This is a genomic window from Halobacillus litoralis (assembly GCF_020524025.1).
Classification (GTDB): domain Bacteria; phylum Bacillota; class Bacilli; order Bacillales; family Halobacillaceae; genus Halobacillus; species Halobacillus litoralis_D.
In genome coordinates this window covers 368,800-389,891 of the sequence record NZ_JAIVKN010000004.1, presented here as the reverse complement: position 1 = coordinate 389,891, position 21,092 = coordinate 368,800, and the positions used below count along the sequence as shown (strand labels likewise).

Here is a 21,092-nt window from a genome sequence, read left to right as displayed (position 1 = left end):
TTAAACCTCCTCCTGGAAATGTTCCATTAATGTCGCCATATCCTTATCCCCACGACCAGAAAGGTTAATCAGGATCGTTTCATCTTCTGCCATACTGCCTGCTTCCTTGAAGGCTTGAGCAAGTGCATGGGCACTTTCTATCGCAGGTATGATTCCTTCTGTCTGAGTCAGTAATTTTAAAGCGCTGAGAGCTTCATTATCCGTAATCGATTCATAACGGACTTTTTTCGTTTGGAAGAGATGCGCATGTTCCGGTCCGATTCCTGGATAATCCAAACCTGCTGAGATGGAATACGGTTCTGTAATCTGACCATTTTCATCCTGCATCAAGTATGTCATAGACCCATGGATTACACCTGGCGTTCCTTTAGATAATGTAGCCGCATGCTCAGGTGTATCAATACCTTTGCCAGCAGCTTCTACACCTATTAATTCACTATTGTCTTCTAAAAATGGATAGAACATTCCCATTGCATTACTGCCGCCTCCTACGCAGGCGAAAATCCGATTTGGTAACCGCTCTTCGACTTCTAAAAATTGCCGCTTCGATTCATCTCCTATAACCCGCTGAAAGTCACGAACCATCCGGGGATACGGATGTGGACCAACCACTGAACCAATCAAATAGAAATGATCTTCACAGTTTGCCACCCAATATCGGATCGCTTCATTGGTGGCATCTTTAAGAGTTCCATTTCCGCTGGACACAGAAACAACTTCAGCACCTAGAAGCTTCATACGGAACACATTTAATTCCTGCCTGCGGATATCTTCTTCTCCCATAAACACCTTACACTTAAGACCGAATTTGGCTGCAACGGTTGCAGATGCAACACCATGCTGTCCGGCCCCGGTCTCAGCAATGATTTTTTCTTTCCCCATCCGCTTGGCCAGTAGCGCCTGGCCGACCGCGTTATTAAGTTTGTGCGCACCTGTGTGGTTCAAATCTTCCCGTTTCAAGTATATCTTCGCACCTCCGAGGTGCTCACTTACCTTATCAGCATAAGATAAAGAAGTAGGGCGTCCTGCATATTCTTTTAGTACATGGTGGTACTCCTCAATAAAGGAAGGGTCTGCCATAGCCTTATCGAGAGACTCCTCTAATTCCTGCAAAGGCCCCATTAAAGTTTCAGGGACATACTTGCCGCCAAAGTCACCAAATCTACCTTTTATATCAGGAAATACTTGCAACATTTCGCTCCACCTCTTTCATAATTGATTGTATTTTTCCTATATCTTTTCTGCCATCCATTTCAATCCCACTTGAAATGTCTATACCTTCCGGCTGGTGGGATAATAGATCATAAACATTTTCAGGACGGATCCCCCCTGCAATTAAACACGGTACCCCTTGTCCATAAGCCGTGTCGCGATACGTCGGAACAGCCTCCCAGTCAAACTGGACCCCTGTTCCTCCTGAGGCCCCTTCTACTTTACTATCAATGATATAGCCATCCGCTACTCCTCTGAAGACTTCCATCCGCTGGATCCCTTCTTTCTGGTGATGAATAACCTTCCAGACTGGAAGTCCAAACGCTTCTTTTATTCTTAAAAGTTGGGAAACTGTTTCATTTCCGTGTAATTGAATGACATCCAATGGAACGAAATGCAAAACTTCTTCCAGTTCCTCTATAGTAGGATCAATAAAGACACCAACTAATTTCTGTTTAGGACGGATTTTTCTTAACCAACGGCCAACGTGCTCAGGTCGAACATATCGTTTTGTCCTTCTGACAAAGATAAATCCAAGGTGGGAGGCGTCTGAAGAAGTCGTTTTGGCTACATCTGATAACGATTGATTTCCACATAGTTTGACGATTGGTTCTTTCATCAAACGTTCCCTCCTTCGACGAGTAATTTAACTGCTTCTTTAATATTTGTTTGGCGCATCAGAGACTCACCAACCAGAATACCTTCCGCTCCATATCCGGCCACTTCTTGTAAATCTTTATTAGTGAAAATACCACTTTCAGATACAAGCAGAGACTCTTTAGGGGCAAGCTTTGCCATTCTTTCTGTTTGAGATAACTTAGTCTCGAATGTATGAAGATTTCTGTTATTAATGCCTAATATCTTTGGTGTGAATTGATTTAATAGTCTGCCTAATGTTTCCTCACTATGCACCTCTACCAGGACTTCCATACCAAGGTCATGGGCCTGCAGGTACAGTTCGTGAAGCTTCTGAGCCTCCATTGCTTCTCCAATCAGCAGGATAGCGTCCGCACCAATCTGGGCACTCTCAGCAACCTGAAGAGAGTCTATAATAAAGTCCTTTCTCATCACTGGTATCTCTACGATTTTCTTAATCTCTGTTAAATAATCACGATGGCCCTGGAAAAAATGTTGGTCGGTTAAGACCGAAATGGCCTGGGCACCGGCTTGTTCATAATCATGAGCAATACGTACAGGATTAAAATCTTCCCGGATGATCCCTTTGGAAGGAGAGGCTTTTTTCACCTCAGCAATCAGGCCTGCCGCATATGGGGAAGCCTTCAAAGAATCATAGAGAGAGTAATGAGTGAAGGACTGCTCCTCCGGCATATATAACTTTTCAATCTCTTGCTGTTTTACTGCTAAAATGGTTTCAAGCATACTGGCGTTTCTCCTTTTCCGTTACAATAGATTCAAAGTATTCACTGGCCATCCCGCTACGTATGGCTTCCTGCACCGCTTCCACACCTTCTTGTATATCTTTTACTTTGTCAGCTACATAAAGACCAGCTGCAGCATTCAACGTCACAATGGAAGCAGCGCTTTCGTTTGCTTTTCCATAAAGGACATCTCTAATGATAGCAGCGCTGTCTTCTGTTCTCGTAATACGTATATCTTCGATTGGACCTCTGGAAAGCCCATAATCCTCAGGGGCAATGGTAAATCTTCTTATCTCTCCATCTTTCAACTCAACCATGTCCGTTTTACCTGTAATCGTAATTTCGTCTAAACCATCTCTTCCTGTCACTAAAAGGACATGTGTAGAGCCAAGTTTATGGAGGGTTTCTGCCATTTTTTCTGCATACGCTGTGTCATAAATACCGATCAGCTGGCGCTTAGCATTAGCGGGATTAGACATCGGACCAAGAAGATTAAAAACGGTTCGGAAGCCAAGCTCCTGTCTGGCCGGCCCTGCATGTTTCATTGCTTGATGGTACAGAGGGGCATACATAAACGTCATGCCTTTTTCCTGTAAAGCTTTCGCCCCTTTATCAGGAGTTGTATCAATAGGTACACCCAGGGTTTCAAGAACATCCGCACTGCCGCTTTTCGATGATACTTTTCGGTTTCCGTGCTTAGCCACTTTCACTCCAAGACTCGCGAGAACAATTGATACAGCGGTAGAAATATTAAATGTGGATGAACCATCTCCACCAGTGCCGCACGTATCTACAATAGAGGAGTCCTCAACAGCGAGCTTCGTCATATTCTGTCGCATGGCCCGCACAAAACCTGTCATCTCTTCTACTGTTTCACCACGGTAGCGCATTACGCTTAACATACTCATCAGTTGTCCAGTGGTGGCTTCGCCCTTCATGATTGCATCCATTGCTGTAAAAGCATCCTGTTCACTCAACACTTCACCTGATACGACTCTACTCAATACCTCTTTCATCTCGTCTCCACTCCTTCTCTGCTCTTAAATGTCTGCTCGGCTAATTGGATCGTTCTCTTCAAAGCACTGGCTTTATTTAATGTTTCCTGATACTCTGCTTCTGGATCAGAATCAGCTACAACACCGGCTCCTGCCTGGATATACAAATCTTTTCCTACCAGCGTCATTGTACGAATGGTAATGCAGGAATCAATATTCCCATCAAAACCCAGGTACAAAATTCCTCCGCCATAAAGGTTCCTTGGGGTTGGCTCAAGTTCACGCAGGATCTGCATGGCACGGACTTTTGGTGCACCTGATAAAGTACCGGCAGGAAAAGAGGAGATCAGCGCATCAATTGGCGAAACACCCTCTTTTAAGACTCCTGTCACTTTACTAATGATGTGCATGACCTTGGAAAAACGTCCAATCGTCATATACTCCCGTACGTCAACCGATCCATACTCAGCCACCCGCCCGATATCATTTCTGGCTAAGTCAACGAGCATCCGGTGTTCGGCTAGTTCTTTTTCATCGGACAGTAAATCTTCGGCTAGTCGATCATCTTCTTCTTTTGTCTGTCCACGTTTCCTCGTACCGGCTATGGGATGGATTTCAAGACTGCCGTTTTGTACTTCCAACAGTCTTTCCGGCGAGCTTCCAATCACCTCGACTTCATCCATTTTTAGATAAAACATATAGGGAGAAGGGTTCACTTTTCTAAGAACTCTATACAACTCAAATCCACTACGGTCTGTAACTGTATGAAAACGTTGAGAAAGAACAGCTTGAAATACATCACCGGCCCGGATATATTCTTTAATTTTTTCAACATCTTTCTTAAATTGTCCTGGTTCATAATTACTTTCAAGTGTTAATTCTACTTCTTGACTCATGTTTCCAGGTAACATTAAATCTGTTATATCACTGGCTTTGCCGAGCTGTGCGGTGATTTGCTTAATACGACTCTTCCGACCTTCATAAACATCAGCCAGAGAAGTTTCCTGATTGATTCTTGCATAAGATAGAATGGTTGTTTCTTTTGTTTTATGATGGTAAGCAATTAACGTCTGGCAAAATAACAAGTGATACCTGGATAAATTCAAGTCATCCGTTTTTGCTTGATCCACAGGTTCATAATCTGAGATGGCATCATAACTAATATAACCGACCCCTCCCCCTTTAAAAGGGAGGTCAATATCCGCCTGCTTCACTTCTAAGTCTTCCACCACTTTTTCAAAAGCGGATTTAAAGTCATGGGCACGAATCGTTTTATCGGTATAGAAGTCTCTAATTGAAAAGTACTGATTCTGTTCTTTGATCTGGACCATCGGATCCAGTCCAATAAATGAATAATTGGACCAAGGAGATTCAGGATCCTGGCTTTCCAGCATAAACACAGCTTCATCTCTTAAAGCATGAAACATATGAATGGGGGTTAACGTATCCGTATAAAAAGATTGGGTCATTGGAATTGTACGATACTTCCTGGCATCGTTAAGAAATGTTTCATAAGTGGTCATGTGCTCACCTCTCCATAAAAGTTTATGGAGAATGAGACGTTGAGGAATGAAAAAGAGTGGATAATAAGGGGAAGTTCGGCCAGGCAATCCTACAGCTCCCTCGGTCTGTCGATTCCTCGCTCACTCAACTCTGCTCTGCTCATCCTATTCCTCAACTCAGCTCATTCTCAACTGTATCTATATATTTATCAAAACACTTTCTAATAGTCTATAAAATTCAGATAATAAAGTCAACAAGTCTGCTGGGGAATTTCTTTTTAAGAATCACACGGGAAAAAGAGGTTACATATTCTAAAAAATTTTACATTCTTTTGAACGAATGGTCTTCAGCCATCGTCTTATAGTTAAGTCGGAAATGAGGAATGATGATGGATTTATCGGATATTACCAAGGCTAAGCAGGGCGATAAAGAAAGTTTGGCAAAATTGTTGAAAGAGAATTACACATTCATCCTAAAATATGTTTGGAAAATGTGCGGGAATGAACAAACCGCCTACGATGTCACTCAGGAAACACTCATTAAAGCGGTACAGAAAATTCAGCAGTACAAAGAAAAATCAAGTTTTTCAACATGGCTCATCCAAATTGCCACCCATACCTATTTAGATATGAATCGAAAACAAAAAAGAACAACAAAACTTCAACAGTTAGAAAAAGACAGAATGAAGCAGGGTTCCCACTCTTCCATCACCCATGAAGAATGGTATGACGTCCAAGAAGCTTTATGGAAGCTGGAGGATCAGTATCGTATTCCCATTGTACTGAAACATTATTATGGATATGAATATGATGAGATTTCAAGCTTGATAAAGGTCAAAACGGGTACGTTAAAATCCCGTGTGCATTATGGTTTGGAAAAGTTACGAAAGGAGCTTAACCACGATGACTGATCATAAAAACAGAGATGATTTAGAGGCATTATTAGTAAAAGCAGCAGAAGAAACGGAAGACCAGTTGGATTTCCAGGAACCCCCTCTATCTTTCTTCGAAGCAATCATCGAGGAGCAGACAGAGATTTGGTATCGTAAACTTTGGTTTGAACTCATTTGTTTGTGGGCCGTTTCTTTCGTTCTCATTGGAATACTTACAATCAGTGCTTTCTATATTCCTATTTTGTTTATCGCCATTCAAGTTCTTTCTTTCGTTATCTTAATCAGCTACTTTTATAAAGAAAATAAAGAAACGGTGTTGTTGCATTGATGAAACATTACGGACCAGAAGAGATACCCATATGGGGACTTATCCTCATTGTACTTCTTCTTTTGACTCAAAGCTCTATCTTATTTATTCAAGCAAAAAAAAGAGGGAAAACGCCTTGGCTGTGGGGAATCTTAGGGTTGATACAATTTCCATTTCCAAGCCTGGCATTTTTATTATTAACGAAAACCGCATGGAAAAGAGAGAAAAGAAACGGATGAAAATGACACTTATTTTGTCAACGATCTTCATTCAAATTACGGCTTATGTAGTAATGTTTTATCACATCACAGCCGGCATTTCTTTGTTACTTATTTCGTATATTCTTTTGAGCCTCATCTTATTTTTGTCAGCACAAGAAAAAAGAAAAGAAAAACAGGAGGAGAATTGGCATGATTATCGTGACTACTGATTATATACCAGGAAGAGAAATCCAAGATTTAAAAGGGTTTGTACGAGGAAGTACTGTTCAATCAAAACATATTGGTCGTGATTTATTAGCAGGGCTGAAGAATATTGTAGGTGGAGAGATAACCGATTATACGAATATGATGGATGCAGCAAGGCAGCAGGCGATCGGACGGATGGTTAAGCATGCAGAAGAAAAAGAGGCTGATGCCATCATTGCTGTGCGGCTGGAAACTTCAGCTATTACGAATGCCGCCTCTGAAATCATCGCTTATGGGACTGCAGTAAAACTAAAAGAATCCTAAAGAGGAGGCATAACATGTTGTTGACTCAAACCGTCATTCAAACCATTGAAGAGAATCTGCCCGTTCTTCTCCCTTTATTTATAATTCAGCTTCTTCTCATGATTACAGCACTTGTCAGTTTAATTCGTGCAACATCAACAAGAGGGCCTAAATGGATGTGGATTATCATTATTCTATTTCTAAATACGATTGGTCCCATTGTCTATTTCATTATTGGAAGAAGGGATGACTTATAATTCGTGTCAATGATTTAACAAAAATCTATGATAAGAAGAAGGTTGTCCAAAACATTTCTTTTCATTTATCACCCGGGAAGTGTGCTGCATTAATCGGTCCTAATGGAGCTGGGAAAACGACAACGCTGCGAATGCTGGCAGGTCTCATCAAGCCAACAGAAGGTCATGTGAGTCTTGACGATTATAAAGAAAATGACATAAGAAAACACATTGGCTATTTACCTCAGCACCCTCAGTTCCACAGCTGGATGACAGGGCGTGAATTTCTCATTTATGCTGCACAGCTATCCCATCTCCCTAAAAAAGAGGCGGCACAAAAGGCGGACTCCTTACTTAACCGCTTTGAATTGCAGGAGATGAAAAACCGTAAGATCAAAAAATATTCAGGAGGAATGAAGCAGCGGCTTGGAATTGCGCAGGCGATCATTCACAGCCCGAAAGTTCTGTTACTGGATGAACCCGTTTCTGCTTTAGATCCAATAGGACGTCGAACCATATTAAACTTAATGGAACAGTTAAAAAAAGAAACGACCCTCCTTTATTCTACTCATATATTAGGGGATGCAGAGGAAGTAAGCGATGAAATACTCCTTATGCATAAAGGGGCTGTTGTTGAATCCGGGTCACTTGACAAGGTTAAGCAAAGGCATAACGTTGATAAGATAACCCTTCGTTTTGCTAAAGATACAAAAAAGTATCAAAACATTCTTGAGAATCTATCTTCCGTAATTAAAACGGAATACAAAAAGCAGACCCTTCAGGTGTATGTAACAGACCCTGTGATAGCGAAAGATGAAGTTCTATCACTAGCTGTGAGTGAAAAATGGCCTCTTCTTCATTTTGAAGTTGGCCGTACTACACTTGAGGACTTATTTATGAAAGTGGTGAATGAACATGCAGTGGCTGACCCTATATAAAAAAGAATGTTTAGAATCTGCACGGAATTTCAAGTGGATCTGGGTTCCTCTCGTCTTCATTTTACTCTGCATCACAGATCCTCTATCTACTTATTATCTCCCTCTCATCCTGGAGTCTACAGGAGGTCTGCCGGAAGGCGCGGTCATTGAAATTCCCACCCCCCTTCCCTTTGAGGTATTTATGATGAGTATATCGCAGTTGAATCTACTTGGCATTTTAGTCATTGCCCTGATTACGATGGGGACTATATCAGGTGAAAGAAAAGATGGGGTTGCTGAACTGATACTCGTCAAGCCCGTCTCTTATTTTTCCTACATTACAGCGAAGTGGACGGCTTACATGACACTAATTCTAAGTTCAACTTTCATAGGTTTCCTGGCGAGCTGGTACTATATAGAACTTTTGTTTGGTGACCTTTCTTTTACAAATATTCTACTCACTTTTTTATTTTTTGGGATTTGGTTAATGTTCGTTGTAAGTATCAGTATCTTTATGAATACTTCGTCAAAACTTCCCGGCATTGTATTATTTCTTACACTTGGAACTTTGATTGCTATGAATCTGGGAACGACGATTTTCTCTACTTATCTTGAATGGAGTCCTTCTAAGATTGTTTCTTATCTCCCTGTTTTATTAAATAATGGATATGTACCTGAGGATTTATGGTTTTCAAGCTTCGGTGCCGCCATACTTTCAGCATTATTCATTTTTGGTGCTACACTCCTCTTAAAACGTAGGGAAATGGTATAAATCCTTCCTCAGATCGACATACACATGCCAGGATGAGGGTCTTAATTTGTACTCCTTCCTAATAGGGTATAGACTATTATCATCACATAACACGAAATAGATAAAGGAGAGATTTGATGAAGCCAACAGCACTCATTACCGGAGCCTCAGGTGGAATAGGATACGAACTATCCCTCCTCTTTTCGAAGGCTGGGTATGATTTAATTGTCGTTGCCAGATCTGAGGATAAGCTTTTGGAATTGAAGAATGAATTGAATGGACACCCAGTTACGATTATACCTCAAGATTTATCAGAGCCTGGAGCTGCTCAAGTAGTTTTTGATAAAGTGAAAGAACTTGGTTTGACGATCACAGTGCTAGTCAATAATGCCGGATTCGGCTTGAATGGATCTTTTGAAGAATTACCGCTGCTGGATCAGCAGAAAATGCTTCAGGTCAATGTGAACGCACTGACTGAACTCACTCACCTTTTCTTACCAGAAATTAAAGCCGCACGTTTTCGTTCCATCCCGAAAGGCGTCTTAAATGTTGCCAGTACAGCAGCTTTTCTACCCGGACCAAAAATGGCGGTATATTATGCTTCTAAAGCTTATGTTCTTTCCTTTTCGGAAGCCCTTGTGGAAGAATTAAAAGAAACAAGTGTTACAATCTCCACCTTATGTCCAGGAGCTACAGATACCAATTTCTTCAAAGCAGCTCAGGCGGAAAATACAAAACTCGTTAAACAGACAATGTCACCGGAATCCGTGGCTAAATCAGGTTTCTTAGGTTTTGTGAAAGGAAAACGAGTCGTCGTTCCTGGCGCAATGAATCAAGGAATGGCCTATGCGTCCAAACTTCTTCCAAGGTCTCTCGCTGCAAAAGCAGCCCATTACGTTGACAGCTGATAAAGCATTATAAAATTCCCTCTTTTTTCCTACGCGCTCCCGCTTTATACTAGATATAGTAGGAAATGCTTAGGAGAACAGGGGGAGCTTTATGAAAAAATGGATGATTATCACAGCCATAACGCTGATTGCAGTCCTTGGCGGTGGTGGAACTTATTACTTTCTCACTCAGGGGGAAGAAGAGTTAACAGAGGCAGAAGCGAAAGAAATAACAAAATCCATTAATGAGGTAGTCAGTGAAGAGCAACTCGAAGGATATAAAAAAGAGGGAAAGAATCCATTCGGAGATAAAGACGAGCAAAGCAGCCTGACTGATGGGAAGTATAAAGATTATATTCACTTTATGTCTCATCAAAAAGTGAAGGCTGACAAAAAGTGGGGATTTATAGAAATCCATCCTGACCGTATTAATTGGCTGCTGTCCGGTTTAGATCAAGTAGAACTCCGCCATGAAGATGTCTATAAAAATATCTTAACCAAATGGCAGAACGGGGATTTCTCAACAGCCGACAACGATCATAACCAGATTTGGAATCTTGAAAATGGAACTGTTGGGAAAGCTACCGGACTCTTATCGATCACTGAAGAAGCTGAATATATCGAAAGAACAAAAAACAAATGACCCTCACCCGGGGTCATTTGTTTTTTTACATTTCTTCTGATGATTTGCGAAAACCATAGAAAGCGCGATATCCATGATTTGAGTAATAGCTTTCTGATTGTTGGTTGGCCAGCATTTCGACACGCGTGTCCGGGTAGCATTCATGAGCGGTACTGATCAGACGTTTAGCGATTCCCTGACTCCGTTCGCCTTCTTTAACTAACAGTTCACATACATACAATGTTAAAGCTCCATCGGTTAAGCCTCTTAAATACCCGATAACCTCACCATCTTCGGAAACAGCAACCAGCGCAGGTTCTGAATTTAGAAGAGAACACAGGGTCTCTTCTCCTCGCTGAACCAGCCCGTCCCACCCCTCTTCTTTATTTAGGTGCTGAATACTGTCAAAATCATTCTTGTGAAATGAGCGGATCTGAATGGCTTCCATGACATCCTCTACCTTTCTACTTAAAATGAATTTTCCCTCTGCACCGTTACCCAGCCAGTATTATTCTCTATACTCTCTCTAGTACACTACGATCTATTCCCTTTATTGTTTCATATTATGTGGGTACTTTCAGCCAATCAAACAAAAAAAGTGTGGTAAAATATCTACGGAAGTGCTTCAAATGATGCAAGGAGTGAAGATTATGATAAAACGAACACTATTTCTAACAGCCACTTTCTTAGTACTGACAGCTTGTTCATCCCAAAATCTGGATTTTGAAGATTTAAAAACGGCTTATCCCGATACGTTCGCCAAACCTTTAGAGGATATGAAAGAAACCAAAAAGAATAAAATCGGCCTCCCCGATGAACTCCCATTTGAACCCTCAACGGTTAAAACATCGGCAGGTGAGAACAAGGTTGAAGTTCTTTATTCAGCCAATTCTTCAGAAAAGGCTGAAGTAACAACTATTTATCAACCAGGGAATATATTGCAGCAATCTGAATTGCAAGTCCCCCTCAACACTGGAGCTGTTGCTGGAGTTCAAGAAAAAGATAATTACGTTTTTGTAGAATGGTACGATGGGGATCAGGATGTTATTTACCAGGTGAAATACTATGGCCCTAAAGAAGAACGCTCCGAACGAGCGCTTACTATTGCTAATGCCATATAAAGCCGTCACATGTTGTGACGGCTTTATTTTTGGCTCTGTTAATCCTACGCTACAACTTTTCCAGTTTCTTAAAGTTACGGCTTATTGGTCTTGGTGCTTTCAGACGATCAAAAAAGATGAGGTATTGATTCTTTTTCTCATCCACTTCTTCGATGATTCCTTCTCCAAACACGGGGTGTTTAACACGACATCCCTTTTCGTAGGTTTCTACATGAGGGGCTGAAGGAACAGGATAAGACGCTTGAATATATTCTTTCGTCTCATCAATTAATGATTGATCCATCTCTCCAATGCGGTTATAAAGATGATCTGCAACCTCAAAAATAAATCGAGAAGGATATTTCTTTAAATCTCCGCTTTGAAATCCTTCTGATTCCGTTACATACAGCTCCTTTTCCGCTCTGGTTACTGCCACATAAGCAAGTCGCCGCTCTTCTTCCAGGCCTCGTTCTTTCCGCTGTCTTATGGCCCTTACATTTGGAAGAACACCTTCTGTCATCCCTATGACGAAAACATAGGAAAACTCCAGTCCCTTGGCTGTATGGATCGTCATAAGCTTAACTGAATCTGCCTGATCCTGCCGGTCATCATCAGTGTATAAAGAGACCATCTGTAGATACTCTTCCAAGTCGATCTCTTCTCCTAATGTCTGTTCATATTGAACAATAGAACTTAATAACTCCGCAAGATTGTCTAGACGCTCCTGATCTCCATCTTCTCTTCTGTACGCTTCATATCCGGTGGCCTGCATGGACTCCTGCAATAGTTCCGATACTTTTAAACTTTTGCGCTTCTTACGCATAGTTTCAATGGCATTAATAAATTCCCCGGCCCCTGTACGTTGCAGCCTTTCATGGTTTACATATTTCTTTAACGTCTCATAAAGAGACAATTGCTCTTCCTCTGCTTTTTGTCTAATAAAGCTCATTCGCTTTTTACCGATTTGACGCCTTGGAACATTTATAATTCGACTAAATGATAAATCATCGCCTGCAGCGATCATTCTTAGATGAGCTAAAGCGTCCTTAACTTCCATGCGGTCAAAAAATTTAAAACCACCGTAAATCGTATATTCCACGTTCTCCGCAATCATCTCCTGTTCTACAAAGCGCGATAAATAATTGGCTCTGTACAAAACAGCAATATCACTCCACCGGGCCTTTTTATGTTCTACTATCTCCTTCATTCTCTGTACAATCCATTTTGCTTCCTGACCTTCATCTTTTCCGTGATAATGAGTTACTCTCACACCTGATGGATTGACCGGAAGCATATCTTTATCAACACGAAAGTAATTGTTCTTTATTAAAGAATTTCCTACAGAAAGGATTTCTGGTGTAGAACGATAATTTTCTTTAAGGAAGATGGTCTGGGCATCTGGAAAGTACTGCTCAAATTCGACCATATACTTAGGGTCTGCTCCCCGCCACTCATAAATAGTCTGGTCGGGATCGCCGACAACAAAGAGGTTTTTGTGCTTGTCTGCAAGCATTCGGACAAGTTCATATTGTTTAAAGCTGCTATCCTGAAATTCATCGACTTGAATGTAAAACAGACGGTTCTGCCATTTATCCAAAACATCTGGATATTGATCAAACAGAACAAAGACAAAATTAAGGAGATCATCGAAGTCCAATCCATACACTCTCTTCTGCTTCTTCAAATAAAGCTGGATTACTTGGCTGTCTATGTCTCCTGAATCCTGGAAAGATGGCATTTCTCCTCTTAAAATCATCTGTTGAACATAATGTGTATTTCCTTTTAAGATTCCAATCTTATCTAATATCCGCTTGAACGTTTTGTCATTCATTTTCAACCCCATGTCTTCAAAGATCTCGCGCAATAGGAGTTTCTGATCCTCGACGTCCAGGATGACAAAATTCTTAGGATAAAAGAGACGGCTGATGTCCTCTCTCAAAACCCGGACACAAAATCCATGGTAAGTCGTAATAAACCCTGTATCCTTTTCGCCTCCAATCAGCTTCTTCACCCTTTTTCTCATTTCATGAGCCGCTTTATTGGTAAAGGTTACAGAAAGGATGTTAGAGGGATCTATTCCTAATTCATTAACAATAAATGCATAGCGGTGAGTTAAGGCCCGGGTTTTGCCGGAACCTGCCCCCGCAATAACGCGCACGTATCCTTCTGTTGAAACCACCGCTTCCTGCTGCGAGTGATTGAGACCGTCCAATAGTTCTTCCATACAAATTCACCTTTCAAGAACATTTGTTTGTATTATAGCATATTGAAGAGCGTGGAAAACGAGTTTGACTGTTTGAAATTTTGGCGGAATGGAAATGGAAGAAAAAAAGGAGATGTGTTGGATGGCACAGAATATTGATCTTCTCTTTAAAGAAAAAATCATTCAAGAATATAGGTTTAAAAATCGTTACATCGTTGCTCCGATGACGCGTGTGAGTGCTGTTAACAACGGTATTGCTACCGAGCGGATGAAACAATATTATGAACGTTATGCAAAGGGAGGATTCGCTGCCATTATCAGCGAAGGAATCTATCCGGATGAGGAATATTCACAAGGATATTATAATCAACCAGGGATCGCCAATGAAGCCCAAAAGGATGCCTGGAAACCTATTGTTCGTTCTGTTCATAAACACGGATCACTTTTTATAGCCCAGATTATGCATGCAGGGGCCCAGTCTCAAGGGAACCCTCATAAAGACTGCAATATAGCCCCCTCTGTAGAAGCACCTAAGAATGACCAGCTTTCTTTTTATGGAGGAGAAGGAAAATTCCCCATTCCTAAAAAAATGGCTCATGAAGATATGGAACAAGTAAAACAGGGTTTTGCTAATGCTGCACATCGAGCAAAAGAAGCAGGATTTGACGGTGTGGAAATCCATGGAGCCAACGGTTATCTTCTCGATCAGTTTCTGACGGATTATTTTAATCAGAGAGAAGATGAATATGGTGGAGTCACAATGAACAGGGTTCGATATATAAAAGAAGTAGTAAAAGAAGTAAGAAGAGCTGTAGGCAAAGAGTATTTATTAGGAATACGGATTTCTCAAGGAAAAGCATCGGATGGAGAACACCGTTGGGCTCTAGGGGAAACAGATGCTCGTACGATTTTTGAGTCATTAGGGAACCTGCCTCTTGATTTCATCCACGTTACGGATAAGGATGGAACCCAGCCGGGTTTTGGAGAAGGATCATTATCCATGACAGCAGCAGCCAGGCAATTCAGCGGCCTCCCGGTAATTGCTAATGGACAATTACAAGATCCTTCTAAAGCTTCTCTGCTGTTGGAGGAAGAAGAAGCTGACTTTGTCAGTCTCGGCACAAGCGCTTTACAAAACCCAGATGCTCCAAATAAAATACGAAACGGAGAACGATTAGAGGAGTTTGACTTCCATTCCATTATGCTTCCTATTGCGGATATTAAGGATCATGAATTAAAAAAAGAAGTAAAGCGATAAGAGTATGAGTGTAAAGCCTCCATTTTCCCAAAGGAATTTGGAGGTACAGGATAAGGAGATTACTCAAAACGAGGTGTCAGACCCGTTTCAAGAAAGTACTTGGTAGCTTGTTGAATGTTCATAAAAGTGCGCACCCCATCCAAATGAATATTATTTTGAGTGAACTGTATGACAACTTCGGGCCGCATGCCTGCCAGTACCACTTCAATGCCTAAAAGTTTCAAACTCAATATAAGATCTCTCAAAAGGCCGGCCCATTCCTCATCAATGGAAATAATCCCAGAAAATTGGATGGCAAGACGGCTTACATTCTGCTTCTGACAGAGGATTGGGACTCTCTCGAGCAGAACATGACGCTGCTCTTCTCTTAATATTGGCTGTAAGGGCAGAAGGGCATAACCTTTGGCGATTGTCACGATGTTCGCTGTCATTTCTTCAATCATACGAATTAATTGTTGTTCTCTATGATATTGTTCAGTAATATTAAAAATTCGCGTGAGGACATAATCTCCCCCCTCATAACTAAAGCGTTTTGTATAAATTTGAAGAACCAAGTCTTTTCCCCGCCAATGAAAATGATAATCATCTATAAAAAACTCTTCCTTTTGTTCAATGGTTTTTGTAACAATCCTCTTATCATGATCGATATCCGGATATAAGTCATGTAGATAACTGCCGATAATACGTTCTTCTTTTAGTCGAAACATTTCTATATAGGCCGGGTTGACATAAGTAATTTTATAGCTCTCATCAGAAACCAAGACGCCCTCATCCAATAAATCCATCGCACTCTTAAGTATCATCAGCCATCCCCCCTGCGCGGTTCTTACCTTACCTTAATTATGAGGGTATCCTTTATAAAATCAAGGCTATTCGACTTTAATTTTCAGAATTTTATCACACATCAACCTCTTGTATCCATATATGGGATTTTCATCAAATAAACAAGCTCTCTACTTGGTATTTTTTCCAATCATCAAGTCGTGAAATAATTAAAAAAAGAAGAGGTGCGTCACCGGTTCAATGCTTGAGCCACTGACGCACCTCTCCTTATGCTTTTTCCATTTTATCCAGCTTAGAAATGATAGCCACATGTTTAAAGTTTCCTATTGTATCAAACTCTACTTCTAAGTAGTCACCTGGTTTTACAAAACCAATTAAACGTTCTTTAAAGACGGAAAGCTCGTTTTCAAATTCAGATACTTCCACTAAAATAGCATAAGCACCTTCGTATCGATCGAGTCTGTATTGATTCACCGATTCAATCCCCTTCCGAGCGTAGTTTCCAAACCCCAAGGTTCCACTTCAGCTTGAATGCCTCTATATTACCATCCCCTTAACACCAATTGACTAAACATGTCGAAATAAGCAGATGTTGGACATCTTCAGAATCACATGCTAGAATAGACTAACAACCGTTAGTTAGCAGAAGGGGTGATTGTATGACTAAAGAAATAATCCTTACTGAAAGTTTAAAACTCTTCGCAAGTCATGGTTATGAGAACACATCCCTGGCCAATATTGCAGAAGCAGTAGGCATTAAAAAGCCTTCTTTATACAACCATTTTAAGAATAAAGAATCTATTTTTCTACATGTTTTATCACTTGTAACCGATCGTGAAAAAGAATATTGGCATTCGTATCCTCAACAACTTGAAGAGAAGACCATTCAAGAACAGTTACACCACATTTACCGCTCTTATTTGGATCGTATGGCACATACAACGGAGGGGATGTTTTTTAAACGGGTGACCTTTTTTCCTCCTGAAGAATTTATCTCAGAAGTTAAGAAAGCTTTTCTCTTCATGGAAGATCAAATGACAGAAGTAATCCGTCCTGTTCTTGAGCAGGGGAAGAAACATGAAGTTATCCGCCCTTTTTCTACAGATACGCTGACATCAGCATTTTATACCTTAATGGATGGTTTATTTCTCGAAGAAAACTTTTATGATTATGATGTTTTTGAGCAAAGACAAAAAGCAAGCTGGGAAATTTTTTGGTTAGGTATACAAGCGTCTGAAAAGGAGGAATGACTCATGGCATGGATTTATTTGTTGATTGGTGCTTTATTTGAAATCGGGTGGGCCATTGGGTTGAAGCTTTCGGATGGATTCACACAACCTATCTATTCTACTATCACCGTCATTTGTATCGTTATCAGCTTTGCGTTCTTCACGAAATCCTTAAAAGTGATTGATGTGGGGACAGGATATGCGGTCTTTACAGGAATCGGTGCAGCAGGAACGGCTTTAATCGGAATGATCTTTCTTGGCGACGAAGGTGGAGCTGGGAAAGTCTTTTTTATTGGGCTTTTAATTACAGGTATTATAGGGCTCAAAATGTCTGAAAAACCGGCAGAACAAATGCAGCAGGAGGGATAATATGGCATGGGTATTTCTTTTTATAGCAGGTGTTGGAGAAATGACATCTATGTTTTTTTTGAAATTATCGAACGGATTTAAAAAACTGGCTCCTTCTGCTTCTGCCTTAGTGGCAATGAGCATAAGTTTCTACTTCCTCTCCCTTTCATTAAAAGAACTCCCTATCGGTACAGCATACGGGATATGGACAGGGATAGGATCAGTGGGAACTGTTTTATTGGGAATCCTATTCTTTAATGAAAAAGCAGATGTGACACGTATAGCCTTCATCACATGTATTGTAGCTGGTGTGATAGGGTTAAAGATGGTTTCCTAATAACAAATACAAACTTGTAATCTATCGTATGAATGATTAAAATAGAAAACGGCAACAAACTGCAAAAGAAGACATTGTCCAGCTTTTGCAGTGATGGAGGAAGAAAAATGAGACAAATTTTAGTAGCTATTCTTATGTTAATCGTTGTTGGTTTTAGTTATATTGGTTTCACTAATATGGATACGGGTGTCGATGCAAATCCTTCCATTCCAAAAGAAACAAAACAATATTAACCAAATTTTAAGCCCCTTTTTTCAAAAGGGGCTTTTGTTCTGCATAATTATATAATAGTCATATCATGGGACAGGAGTAGGTCTACACTGCCCCTATTTTTGCGGAAGATCAAGTTTTAGATCGCTTCCCCATATTTTTTCTAAATATTGATCTCTTCCGGAATTCCCGCGATAATAGTCATATCTTACTTTATTCTTTTTATAATAGTCTTGATGGTATTCTTCTGCACGATAGAATGCTTCCGCTTGTGCAATAGGAGTAACAATTTCTTCTTTAAATCTACCAGAGTCGATGAGCTCCTTCTTGGATTGTTCAGCCACCTCTTTTTGTTCTTCTGTATGATAGAAAACAGCCGTTGTATACTGATACCCTCGATCGACAAACTGCCCACCGTCATCTGTCGGATTGATTTGTCTCCAAAACACATCTAACAACTCTTCATAATGAATGACATCTGGATTGTAATACACTTGAACAGACTCAATGTGTCCGGTTCCTCCTGCAGATACTTCTTCGTAAGAGGGATTTTCTAAATCGCCTCCTGTATAACCCGAGATGACACTGTGGACACCTTCTAATTTTTCAAACGGGGGTTCCATACACCAGAAGCATCCACCAGCAAAGGTCGCGACATCATAACCCTCTGGAATATCCGAGGCTGACACTTCTTCGCTGCTATAATTTCTCTTCGTCAGATAAGAGTAAGCTTCCGGTATAACGAGAATACCCACTATAGCTGCAACGATTAATCCAATGATCCATTTCAAGCCTTTTGTCATGATGACCACCTCACTTGAAATTTTTCTTCATCTCCAGGATAGCATGAGGACACAATATTCTCTAAAGATATGCGGGCTTAATCTTCATCGTCCAATGACAGTCCTTCCACATGCTTTTTGTCCATCATCTTGTCGATTTTACGATATTCCTTGGATTTAAAGATAATATCAAAATCATAATCTTCCGGATATAAATCCTCTGCAGGTATATACAGCTTTAATCGTTTGTGATTATAAGGGACTTTTTCTCCTTTGACCTGAACAATGTATTGGCCACGATCGTCAGGACCTTTGTAAACGATTCCCATTTCTTCCGAGGACGGAATCCAAACGTTGTCTCCCATTTTGAATAAGGGTTTCTCCGCTGTCTTACTTGTTTTTTTCTTTGTACTATATCGATTAACAGCTATTTGACTGGCATACGATTTTTGCTTTCTTTGATTTTGGTCCACTTGAAACTCAGACTTTTTCTTATACGTAATTTCGTGTGCATGATTCAAAATATCAGGGTGAAGCCCAAGCTTATAAGCGATATCAAAAGCCTGACTCTCTCCTGCTGTCCCTAATTGAAGCTGGTAGGTAGGCTGCAATGTCTCCAAATTAAAAGTCATTGCCCCATTAAGAAAGCCCTCCTTTTTCATCGCATAGGTCTTCATCTCGCTATAATGGGTCGTTGCTAAAATGGTGGAACCTTTACTCGCTAGTTGATCCAATATTGCGGTTGCTAATCCCATCCCCTCTCCAGGGTCTGTTCCAGAACCGATCTCATCGAGTAAAAGCAGACTATGATCGTTGGCTTCTTGTAGAATGCTGATTACATTCGTCAATCTGGAACTAAACGTACTCAAGTTCTCTTCTATGCTTTGACCATCTCCAATATCAACTAATATGTGTTGAAAAATCGGCAGTTGACTTCCTTGATCAGCAGGGATGTGCAAACCTGCTTGAGCCATCAGACAAAAAAGGCCTACCGTTTTCAAGGTTACTGTCTTCCCGCCTGTATTCGGTCCTGTAATCAACAGAGCCTGGTCATCACGCCCCATGTAGATCGTGAGTGGAATAGCTGCCTCGCCTAACAAAGGGTGACGACCTCCTTGAATATTTATTTCTCCTTCAGAGAACTGGGGGGAATGCCCACCAGTGACACGACTATATTTGGCTTTAGCAAAGATAATGTCGTATTGATGCATTGTTTCCATAGCAACGTTTAATTCATGCTCTTTTTCAAGAACATCTGCTGTCAATGCATAGAGAATTTGTTCCACCTCTTGTTCTTCTGTCATTTGCAGCAAATGTCGTTCTTCCTGTAGATCGGTTAGTTCTTTCGGTTCAATAAATAAAGTGGCTCCCGAAGATGACTGGTCAATAATCGTTCCTTTAATTTTGGAACGGTTCTCCCGTTTTATCGGAAGCGTTTTACGTTCCCCCTTATCAACAGCTCTGGATTCCTGCATGTAAGATGAATATTTTTTCACTAAACTTTCTATACGTGTCTTTATGTCGCTGTTCTTCTTTTCAATCTTACGGCGGACTTTAGTTAACCTTTTGGAGGCATAATCATCCACTTGCCCATGCCTGATTGTCGCCTGAATGATATTCTCAAGTTTACTCAAGTCTGCTATTGACTCTACATAAAGCGCAACAGAGGGCGCCAGAAGTTGTTTATCTTTCATAAACCGTTTCATTTTATTGCAATGATCCAGGAAAGATTGAAGTACTCCAAATTGCTGTGGGCGTATATATATCCCTTTTTTTCCTTGATCTATCATAGACTTTATATCCCCAAGGGAGTGAATGGGAATATGGCTGTTAATCTCTAATATTGCCCGGGCTTCTACTAGTTCTTCGTGTTGTCTTTCTAACACGCGCTGATTACGCATTGGCTTTAATTGTAAAATGGATTCCTTTCCTTGATCGGTAAGAGCAAAAGTACTGATCCGGTCTAATATCTCATTGAATTCCAATATATCAAATGTTCGTTCGTTCAATTGAATTTCCTCCTCGATTTTTCTGTCGACTCTTATTGGATTTAGCTTCTGAAAATCCAATAAGGTCAAAAAAAGTCCGCAATAAGCTTCAATAGCTCATCGCGGACTTTAAGTGAACAAAAATACTTCTGTCCCACCACTAATGTACGAAAAAAAGCTATGACTGAAAAAGCCAGTCATAGCTAAATAGGATCGCATCTGTCCGTGCTATGCTTATGCTTGTTCTTAACTGTTTCTGAAAACATCATGACAAAATAAGCATACTATACGTACGCATTTTTTATGTTATCAGAAACATATCCAGTTCTTGGATTAGTTAAGAACAACCACACTCATAAATCATTTCTCCTTTTTTTCACAAGAGATTACATTGGGTGGAACAGACTTTTATTCATTCACTAACAATATAGACGAATTGCTTT

Annotated in this window: 26 protein-coding genes; 15 read left to right on the top strand and 11 right to left on the bottom strand. The window is 40.6% G+C overall.

Annotation, left to right across the window (positions count from 1 at the left end):
• Genes trpB through trpE form a run of 5 tightly spaced genes read right to left on the bottom strand, consistent with a single transcriptional unit; the run spans position 1 to position 5,109 of the window.
• On the bottom strand, positions 1 to 1,194 hold the full coding sequence (trpB, locus tag LC036_RS16100; RefSeq protein ID WP_226585057.1) for a tryptophan synthase subunit beta: 1,194 nt from the start codon (positions 1,192 to 1,194) through the stop codon (positions 1 to 3).
• Entirely contained in the window at positions 1,175 to 1,831 is a 657-nt protein-coding gene (locus LC036_RS16095) for a phosphoribosylanthranilate isomerase (RefSeq protein ID WP_226585055.1), read from the bottom strand. The genes trpB and LC036_RS16095 overlap by 20 nt, the downstream gene beginning before the upstream one ends.
• Positions 1,831 to 2,592: an indole-3-glycerol phosphate synthase TrpC gene (gene trpC / locus LC036_RS16090; RefSeq protein WP_226585053.1), complete on the bottom strand. Its 762-nt coding sequence runs from the start codon at positions 2,590 to 2,592 to the stop codon at positions 1,831 to 1,833. Before trpC ends, LC036_RS16095 begins: the two co-directional genes overlap by 1 nt.
• On the bottom strand, positions 2,585 to 3,607 hold the full coding sequence (trpD, locus tag LC036_RS16085; RefSeq protein ID WP_226585051.1) for an anthranilate phosphoribosyltransferase: 1,023 nt from the start codon (positions 3,605 to 3,607) through the stop codon (positions 2,585 to 2,587). The genes trpC and trpD overlap by 8 nt, the downstream gene beginning before the upstream one ends.
• The gene (trpE, locus tag LC036_RS16080; RefSeq protein WP_226585049.1) at positions 3,604 to 5,109 is read right to left on the bottom strand and encodes an anthranilate synthase component I; all 1,506 of its coding nucleotides are present in this window, start codon (positions 5,107 to 5,109) and stop codon (positions 3,604 to 3,606) included. The genes trpD and trpE overlap by 4 nt, the downstream gene beginning before the upstream one ends.
• 368 nt (positions 5,110 to 5,477) lie before the next feature.
• Here trpE and sigY point away from each other — a divergent pair, with 368 nt between their 5' ends.
• The 9 genes from sigY to LC036_RS16035 all read left to right on the top strand — a co-directional run bounded on the left by sigY (position 5,478) and on the right by LC036_RS16035 (position 10,432).
• Entirely contained in the window at positions 5,478 to 5,999 is a 522-nt protein-coding gene (sigY, locus tag LC036_RS16075) for an RNA polymerase sigma factor SigY (protein ID WP_226585048.1), read from the top strand.
• A complete protein-coding gene (locus LC036_RS16070; RefSeq protein WP_226585046.1) occupies positions 5,992 to 6,309 on the top strand; it encodes a YxlC family protein in 318 nt (105 codons plus the stop codon). The genes sigY and LC036_RS16070 overlap by 8 nt, the downstream gene beginning before the upstream one ends.
• Before the next feature lie 121 nt (positions 6,310 to 6,430).
• Entirely contained in the window at positions 6,431 to 6,718 is a 288-nt protein-coding gene (locus LC036_RS16065; RefSeq protein WP_226585044.1) for a hypothetical protein, read from the top strand.
• Positions 6,699 to 7,019 carry a YbjQ family protein gene (locus tag LC036_RS16060; RefSeq protein WP_226585042.1) on the top strand — a complete coding sequence of 107 codons (321 nt, stop codon included), beginning with the start codon at positions 6,699 to 6,701 and terminating at the stop codon, positions 7,017 to 7,019. The genes LC036_RS16065 and LC036_RS16060 overlap by 20 nt, the downstream gene beginning before the upstream one ends.
• Positions 7,020 to 7,033: 14 nt before the next feature.
• On the top strand, positions 7,034 to 7,255 hold the full coding sequence (locus LC036_RS16055; RefSeq protein WP_226585040.1) for a PLD nuclease N-terminal domain-containing protein: 222 nt from the start codon (positions 7,034 to 7,036) through the stop codon (positions 7,253 to 7,255).
• The gene (locus LC036_RS16050; RefSeq protein ID WP_226585235.1) at positions 7,252 to 8,172 is read left to right on the top strand and encodes an ATP-binding cassette domain-containing protein; all 921 of its coding nucleotides are present in this window, start codon (positions 7,252 to 7,254) and stop codon (positions 8,170 to 8,172) included. Before LC036_RS16055 ends, LC036_RS16050 begins: the two co-directional genes overlap by 4 nt.
• Entirely contained in the window at positions 8,150 to 8,923 is a 774-nt protein-coding gene (locus LC036_RS16045) for an ABC transporter permease (protein WP_226585038.1), read from the top strand. Before LC036_RS16050 ends, LC036_RS16045 begins: the two co-directional genes overlap by 23 nt.
• A gap of 116 nt (positions 8,924 to 9,039) precedes the next feature.
• Positions 9,040 to 9,810, top strand: coding sequence for an SDR family NAD(P)-dependent oxidoreductase (locus LC036_RS16040; protein ID WP_226585036.1), 771 nt, complete (start codon positions 9,040 to 9,042; stop codon positions 9,808 to 9,810).
• A 91-nt stretch (positions 9,811 to 9,901) separates the two neighbouring features.
• The gene (locus LC036_RS16035; protein WP_226585034.1) at positions 9,902 to 10,432 is read left to right on the top strand and encodes a DUF6241 domain-containing protein; all 531 of its coding nucleotides are present in this window, start codon (positions 9,902 to 9,904) and stop codon (positions 10,430 to 10,432) included.
• 25 nt (positions 10,433 to 10,457) lie between these two features.
• On the opposite strand, the gene LC036_RS16030 is transcribed toward LC036_RS16035, so the two are convergent.
• A complete protein-coding gene (locus LC036_RS16030) occupies positions 10,458 to 10,859 on the bottom strand; it encodes a GNAT family N-acetyltransferase (protein WP_226585032.1) in 402 nt (133 codons plus the stop codon).
• 202 nt (positions 10,860 to 11,061) lie between these two features.
• Here LC036_RS16030 and LC036_RS16025 point away from each other — a divergent pair, with 202 nt between their 5' ends.
• Positions 11,062 to 11,532, top strand: coding sequence for a hypothetical protein (locus tag LC036_RS16025; protein ID WP_226585030.1), 471 nt, complete (start codon positions 11,062 to 11,064; stop codon positions 11,530 to 11,532).
• 49 nt (positions 11,533 to 11,581) lie between these two features.
• On the opposite strand, the gene LC036_RS16020 is transcribed toward LC036_RS16025, so the two are convergent.
• Positions 11,582 to 13,735 carry an ATP-dependent helicase gene (locus tag LC036_RS16020; protein WP_226585028.1) on the bottom strand — a complete coding sequence of 718 codons (2,154 nt, stop codon included), beginning with the start codon at positions 13,733 to 13,735 and terminating at the stop codon, positions 11,582 to 11,584.
• A 121-nt stretch (positions 13,736 to 13,856) separates the two neighbouring features.
• Here LC036_RS16020 and LC036_RS16015 point away from each other — a divergent pair, with 121 nt between their 5' ends.
• Positions 13,857 to 14,972, top strand: coding sequence for an NADH:flavin oxidoreductase (locus LC036_RS16015; protein WP_226585026.1), 1,116 nt, complete (start codon positions 13,857 to 13,859; stop codon positions 14,970 to 14,972).
• A gap of 59 nt (positions 14,973 to 15,031) precedes the next feature.
• Here LC036_RS16015 and LC036_RS16010 read toward each other — a convergent pair whose 3' ends face one another.
• Both LC036_RS16010 and LC036_RS16005 read right to left on the bottom strand, forming a co-directional pair.
• Positions 15,032 to 15,775: a PAS domain-containing protein gene (locus LC036_RS16010; RefSeq protein WP_226585024.1), complete on the bottom strand. Its 744-nt coding sequence runs from the start codon at positions 15,773 to 15,775 to the stop codon at positions 15,032 to 15,034.
• Between the two features lie 247 nt (positions 15,776 to 16,022).
• On the bottom strand, positions 16,023 to 16,229 hold the full coding sequence (locus LC036_RS16005) for a DUF3006 domain-containing protein (protein ID WP_226585022.1): 207 nt from the start codon (positions 16,227 to 16,229) through the stop codon (positions 16,023 to 16,025).
• A gap of 185 nt (positions 16,230 to 16,414) precedes the next feature.
• On the opposite strand from LC036_RS16005, the gene LC036_RS16000 reads away from it, so the two are divergent.
• From LC036_RS16000 to LC036_RS18530, 4 genes are all read left to right on the top strand, one after another.
• A complete protein-coding gene (locus tag LC036_RS16000) occupies positions 16,415 to 17,005 on the top strand; it encodes a TetR/AcrR family transcriptional regulator (protein ID WP_226585020.1) in 591 nt (196 codons plus the stop codon).
• Positions 17,006 to 17,008: 3 nt separating this feature from the next.
• Positions 17,009 to 17,353: a DMT family transporter gene (locus LC036_RS15995; RefSeq protein WP_226585018.1), complete on the top strand. Its 345-nt coding sequence runs from the start codon at positions 17,009 to 17,011 to the stop codon at positions 17,351 to 17,353.
• A gap of 1 nt (position 17,354) precedes the next feature.
• Positions 17,355 to 17,669, top strand: coding sequence for a DMT family transporter (locus LC036_RS15990; protein ID WP_226585016.1), 315 nt, complete (start codon positions 17,355 to 17,357; stop codon positions 17,667 to 17,669).
• A gap of 107 nt (positions 17,670 to 17,776) precedes the next feature.
• On the top strand, positions 17,777 to 17,902 hold the full coding sequence (locus LC036_RS18530; protein WP_264188410.1) for a hypothetical protein: 126 nt from the start codon (positions 17,777 to 17,779) through the stop codon (positions 17,900 to 17,902).
• Between the two features lie 93 nt (positions 17,903 to 17,995).
• On the opposite strand, the gene msrA is transcribed toward LC036_RS18530, so the two are convergent.
• Positions 17,996 to 18,682 (bottom strand): peptide-methionine (S)-S-oxide reductase MsrA, encoded by a 687-nt coding sequence (msrA, locus tag LC036_RS15985; protein WP_226585013.1) that lies wholly within the window; start codon positions 18,680 to 18,682, stop codon positions 17,996 to 17,998.
• 77 nt (positions 18,683 to 18,759) lie between these two features.
• On the bottom strand, positions 18,760 to 20,670 hold the full coding sequence (locus LC036_RS15980; protein WP_226585005.1) for an endonuclease MutS2: 1,911 nt from the start codon (positions 20,668 to 20,670) through the stop codon (positions 18,760 to 18,762).
• Between the last annotated feature and the right edge of the window lie 422 nt (positions 20,671 to 21,092).

Coding starts and splice junctions, on each gene's coding strand:
- trpB (WP_226585057.1), bottom strand. CDS start 1,194: ATGTTGCAAGTATTTCCTGATATAAAAGGTAGATTTGGTGACTTTGGC.
- LC036_RS16095 (WP_226585055.1), bottom strand. CDS start 1,831: ATGAAAGAACCAATCGTCAAACTATGTGGAAATCAATCGTTATCAGAT.
- trpC (WP_226585053.1), bottom strand. CDS start 2,592: ATGCTTGAAACCATTTTAGCAGTAAAACAGCAAGAGATTGAAAAGTTA.
- trpD (WP_226585051.1), bottom strand. CDS start 3,607: ATGAAAGAGGTATTGAGTAGAGTCGTATCAGGTGAAGTGTTGAGTGAA.
- trpE (WP_226585049.1), bottom strand. CDS start 5,109: ATGACCACTTATGAAACATTTCTTAACGATGCCAGGAAGTATCGTACA.
- sigY (WP_226585048.1), top strand. CDS start 5,478: ATGGATTTATCGGATATTACCAAGGCTAAGCAGGGCGATAAAGAAAGT.
- LC036_RS16070 (WP_226585046.1), top strand. CDS start 5,992: ATGACTGATCATAAAAACAGAGATGATTTAGAGGCATTATTAGTAAAA.
- LC036_RS16060 (WP_226585042.1), top strand. CDS start 6,699: ATGATTATCGTGACTACTGATTATATACCAGGAAGAGAAATCCAAGAT.
- LC036_RS16055 (WP_226585040.1), top strand. CDS start 7,034: ATGTTGTTGACTCAAACCGTCATTCAAACCATTGAAGAGAATCTGCCC.
- LC036_RS16045 (WP_226585038.1), top strand. CDS start 8,150: ATGCAGTGGCTGACCCTATATAAAAAAGAATGTTTAGAATCTGCACGG.
- LC036_RS16040 (WP_226585036.1), top strand. CDS start 9,040: ATGAAGCCAACAGCACTCATTACCGGAGCCTCAGGTGGAATAGGATAC.
- LC036_RS16035 (WP_226585034.1), top strand. CDS start 9,902: ATGAAAAAATGGATGATTATCACAGCCATAACGCTGATTGCAGTCCTT.
- LC036_RS16030 (WP_226585032.1), bottom strand. CDS start 10,859: ATGGAAGCCATTCAGATCCGCTCATTTCACAAGAATGATTTTGACAGT.
- LC036_RS16025 (WP_226585030.1), top strand. CDS start 11,062: ATGATAAAACGAACACTATTTCTAACAGCCACTTTCTTAGTACTGACA.
- LC036_RS16020 (WP_226585028.1), bottom strand. CDS start 13,735: ATGGAAGAACTATTGGACGGTCTCAATCACTCGCAGCAGGAAGCGGTG.
- LC036_RS16015 (WP_226585026.1), top strand. CDS start 13,857: ATGGCACAGAATATTGATCTTCTCTTTAAAGAAAAAATCATTCAAGAA.
- LC036_RS16010 (WP_226585024.1), bottom strand. CDS start 15,775: ATGATACTTAAGAGTGCGATGGATTTATTGGATGAGGGCGTCTTGGTT.
- LC036_RS16000 (WP_226585020.1), top strand. CDS start 16,415: ATGACTAAAGAAATAATCCTTACTGAAAGTTTAAAACTCTTCGCAAGT.
- LC036_RS15995 (WP_226585018.1), top strand. CDS start 17,009: ATGGCATGGATTTATTTGTTGATTGGTGCTTTATTTGAAATCGGGTGG.
- LC036_RS15990 (WP_226585016.1), top strand. CDS start 17,355: ATGGCATGGGTATTTCTTTTTATAGCAGGTGTTGGAGAAATGACATCT.
- LC036_RS18530 (WP_264188410.1), top strand. CDS start 17,777: ATGAGACAAATTTTAGTAGCTATTCTTATGTTAATCGTTGTTGGTTTT.
- msrA (WP_226585013.1), bottom strand. CDS start 18,682: ATGACAAAAGGCTTGAAATGGATCATTGGATTAATCGTTGCAGCTATA.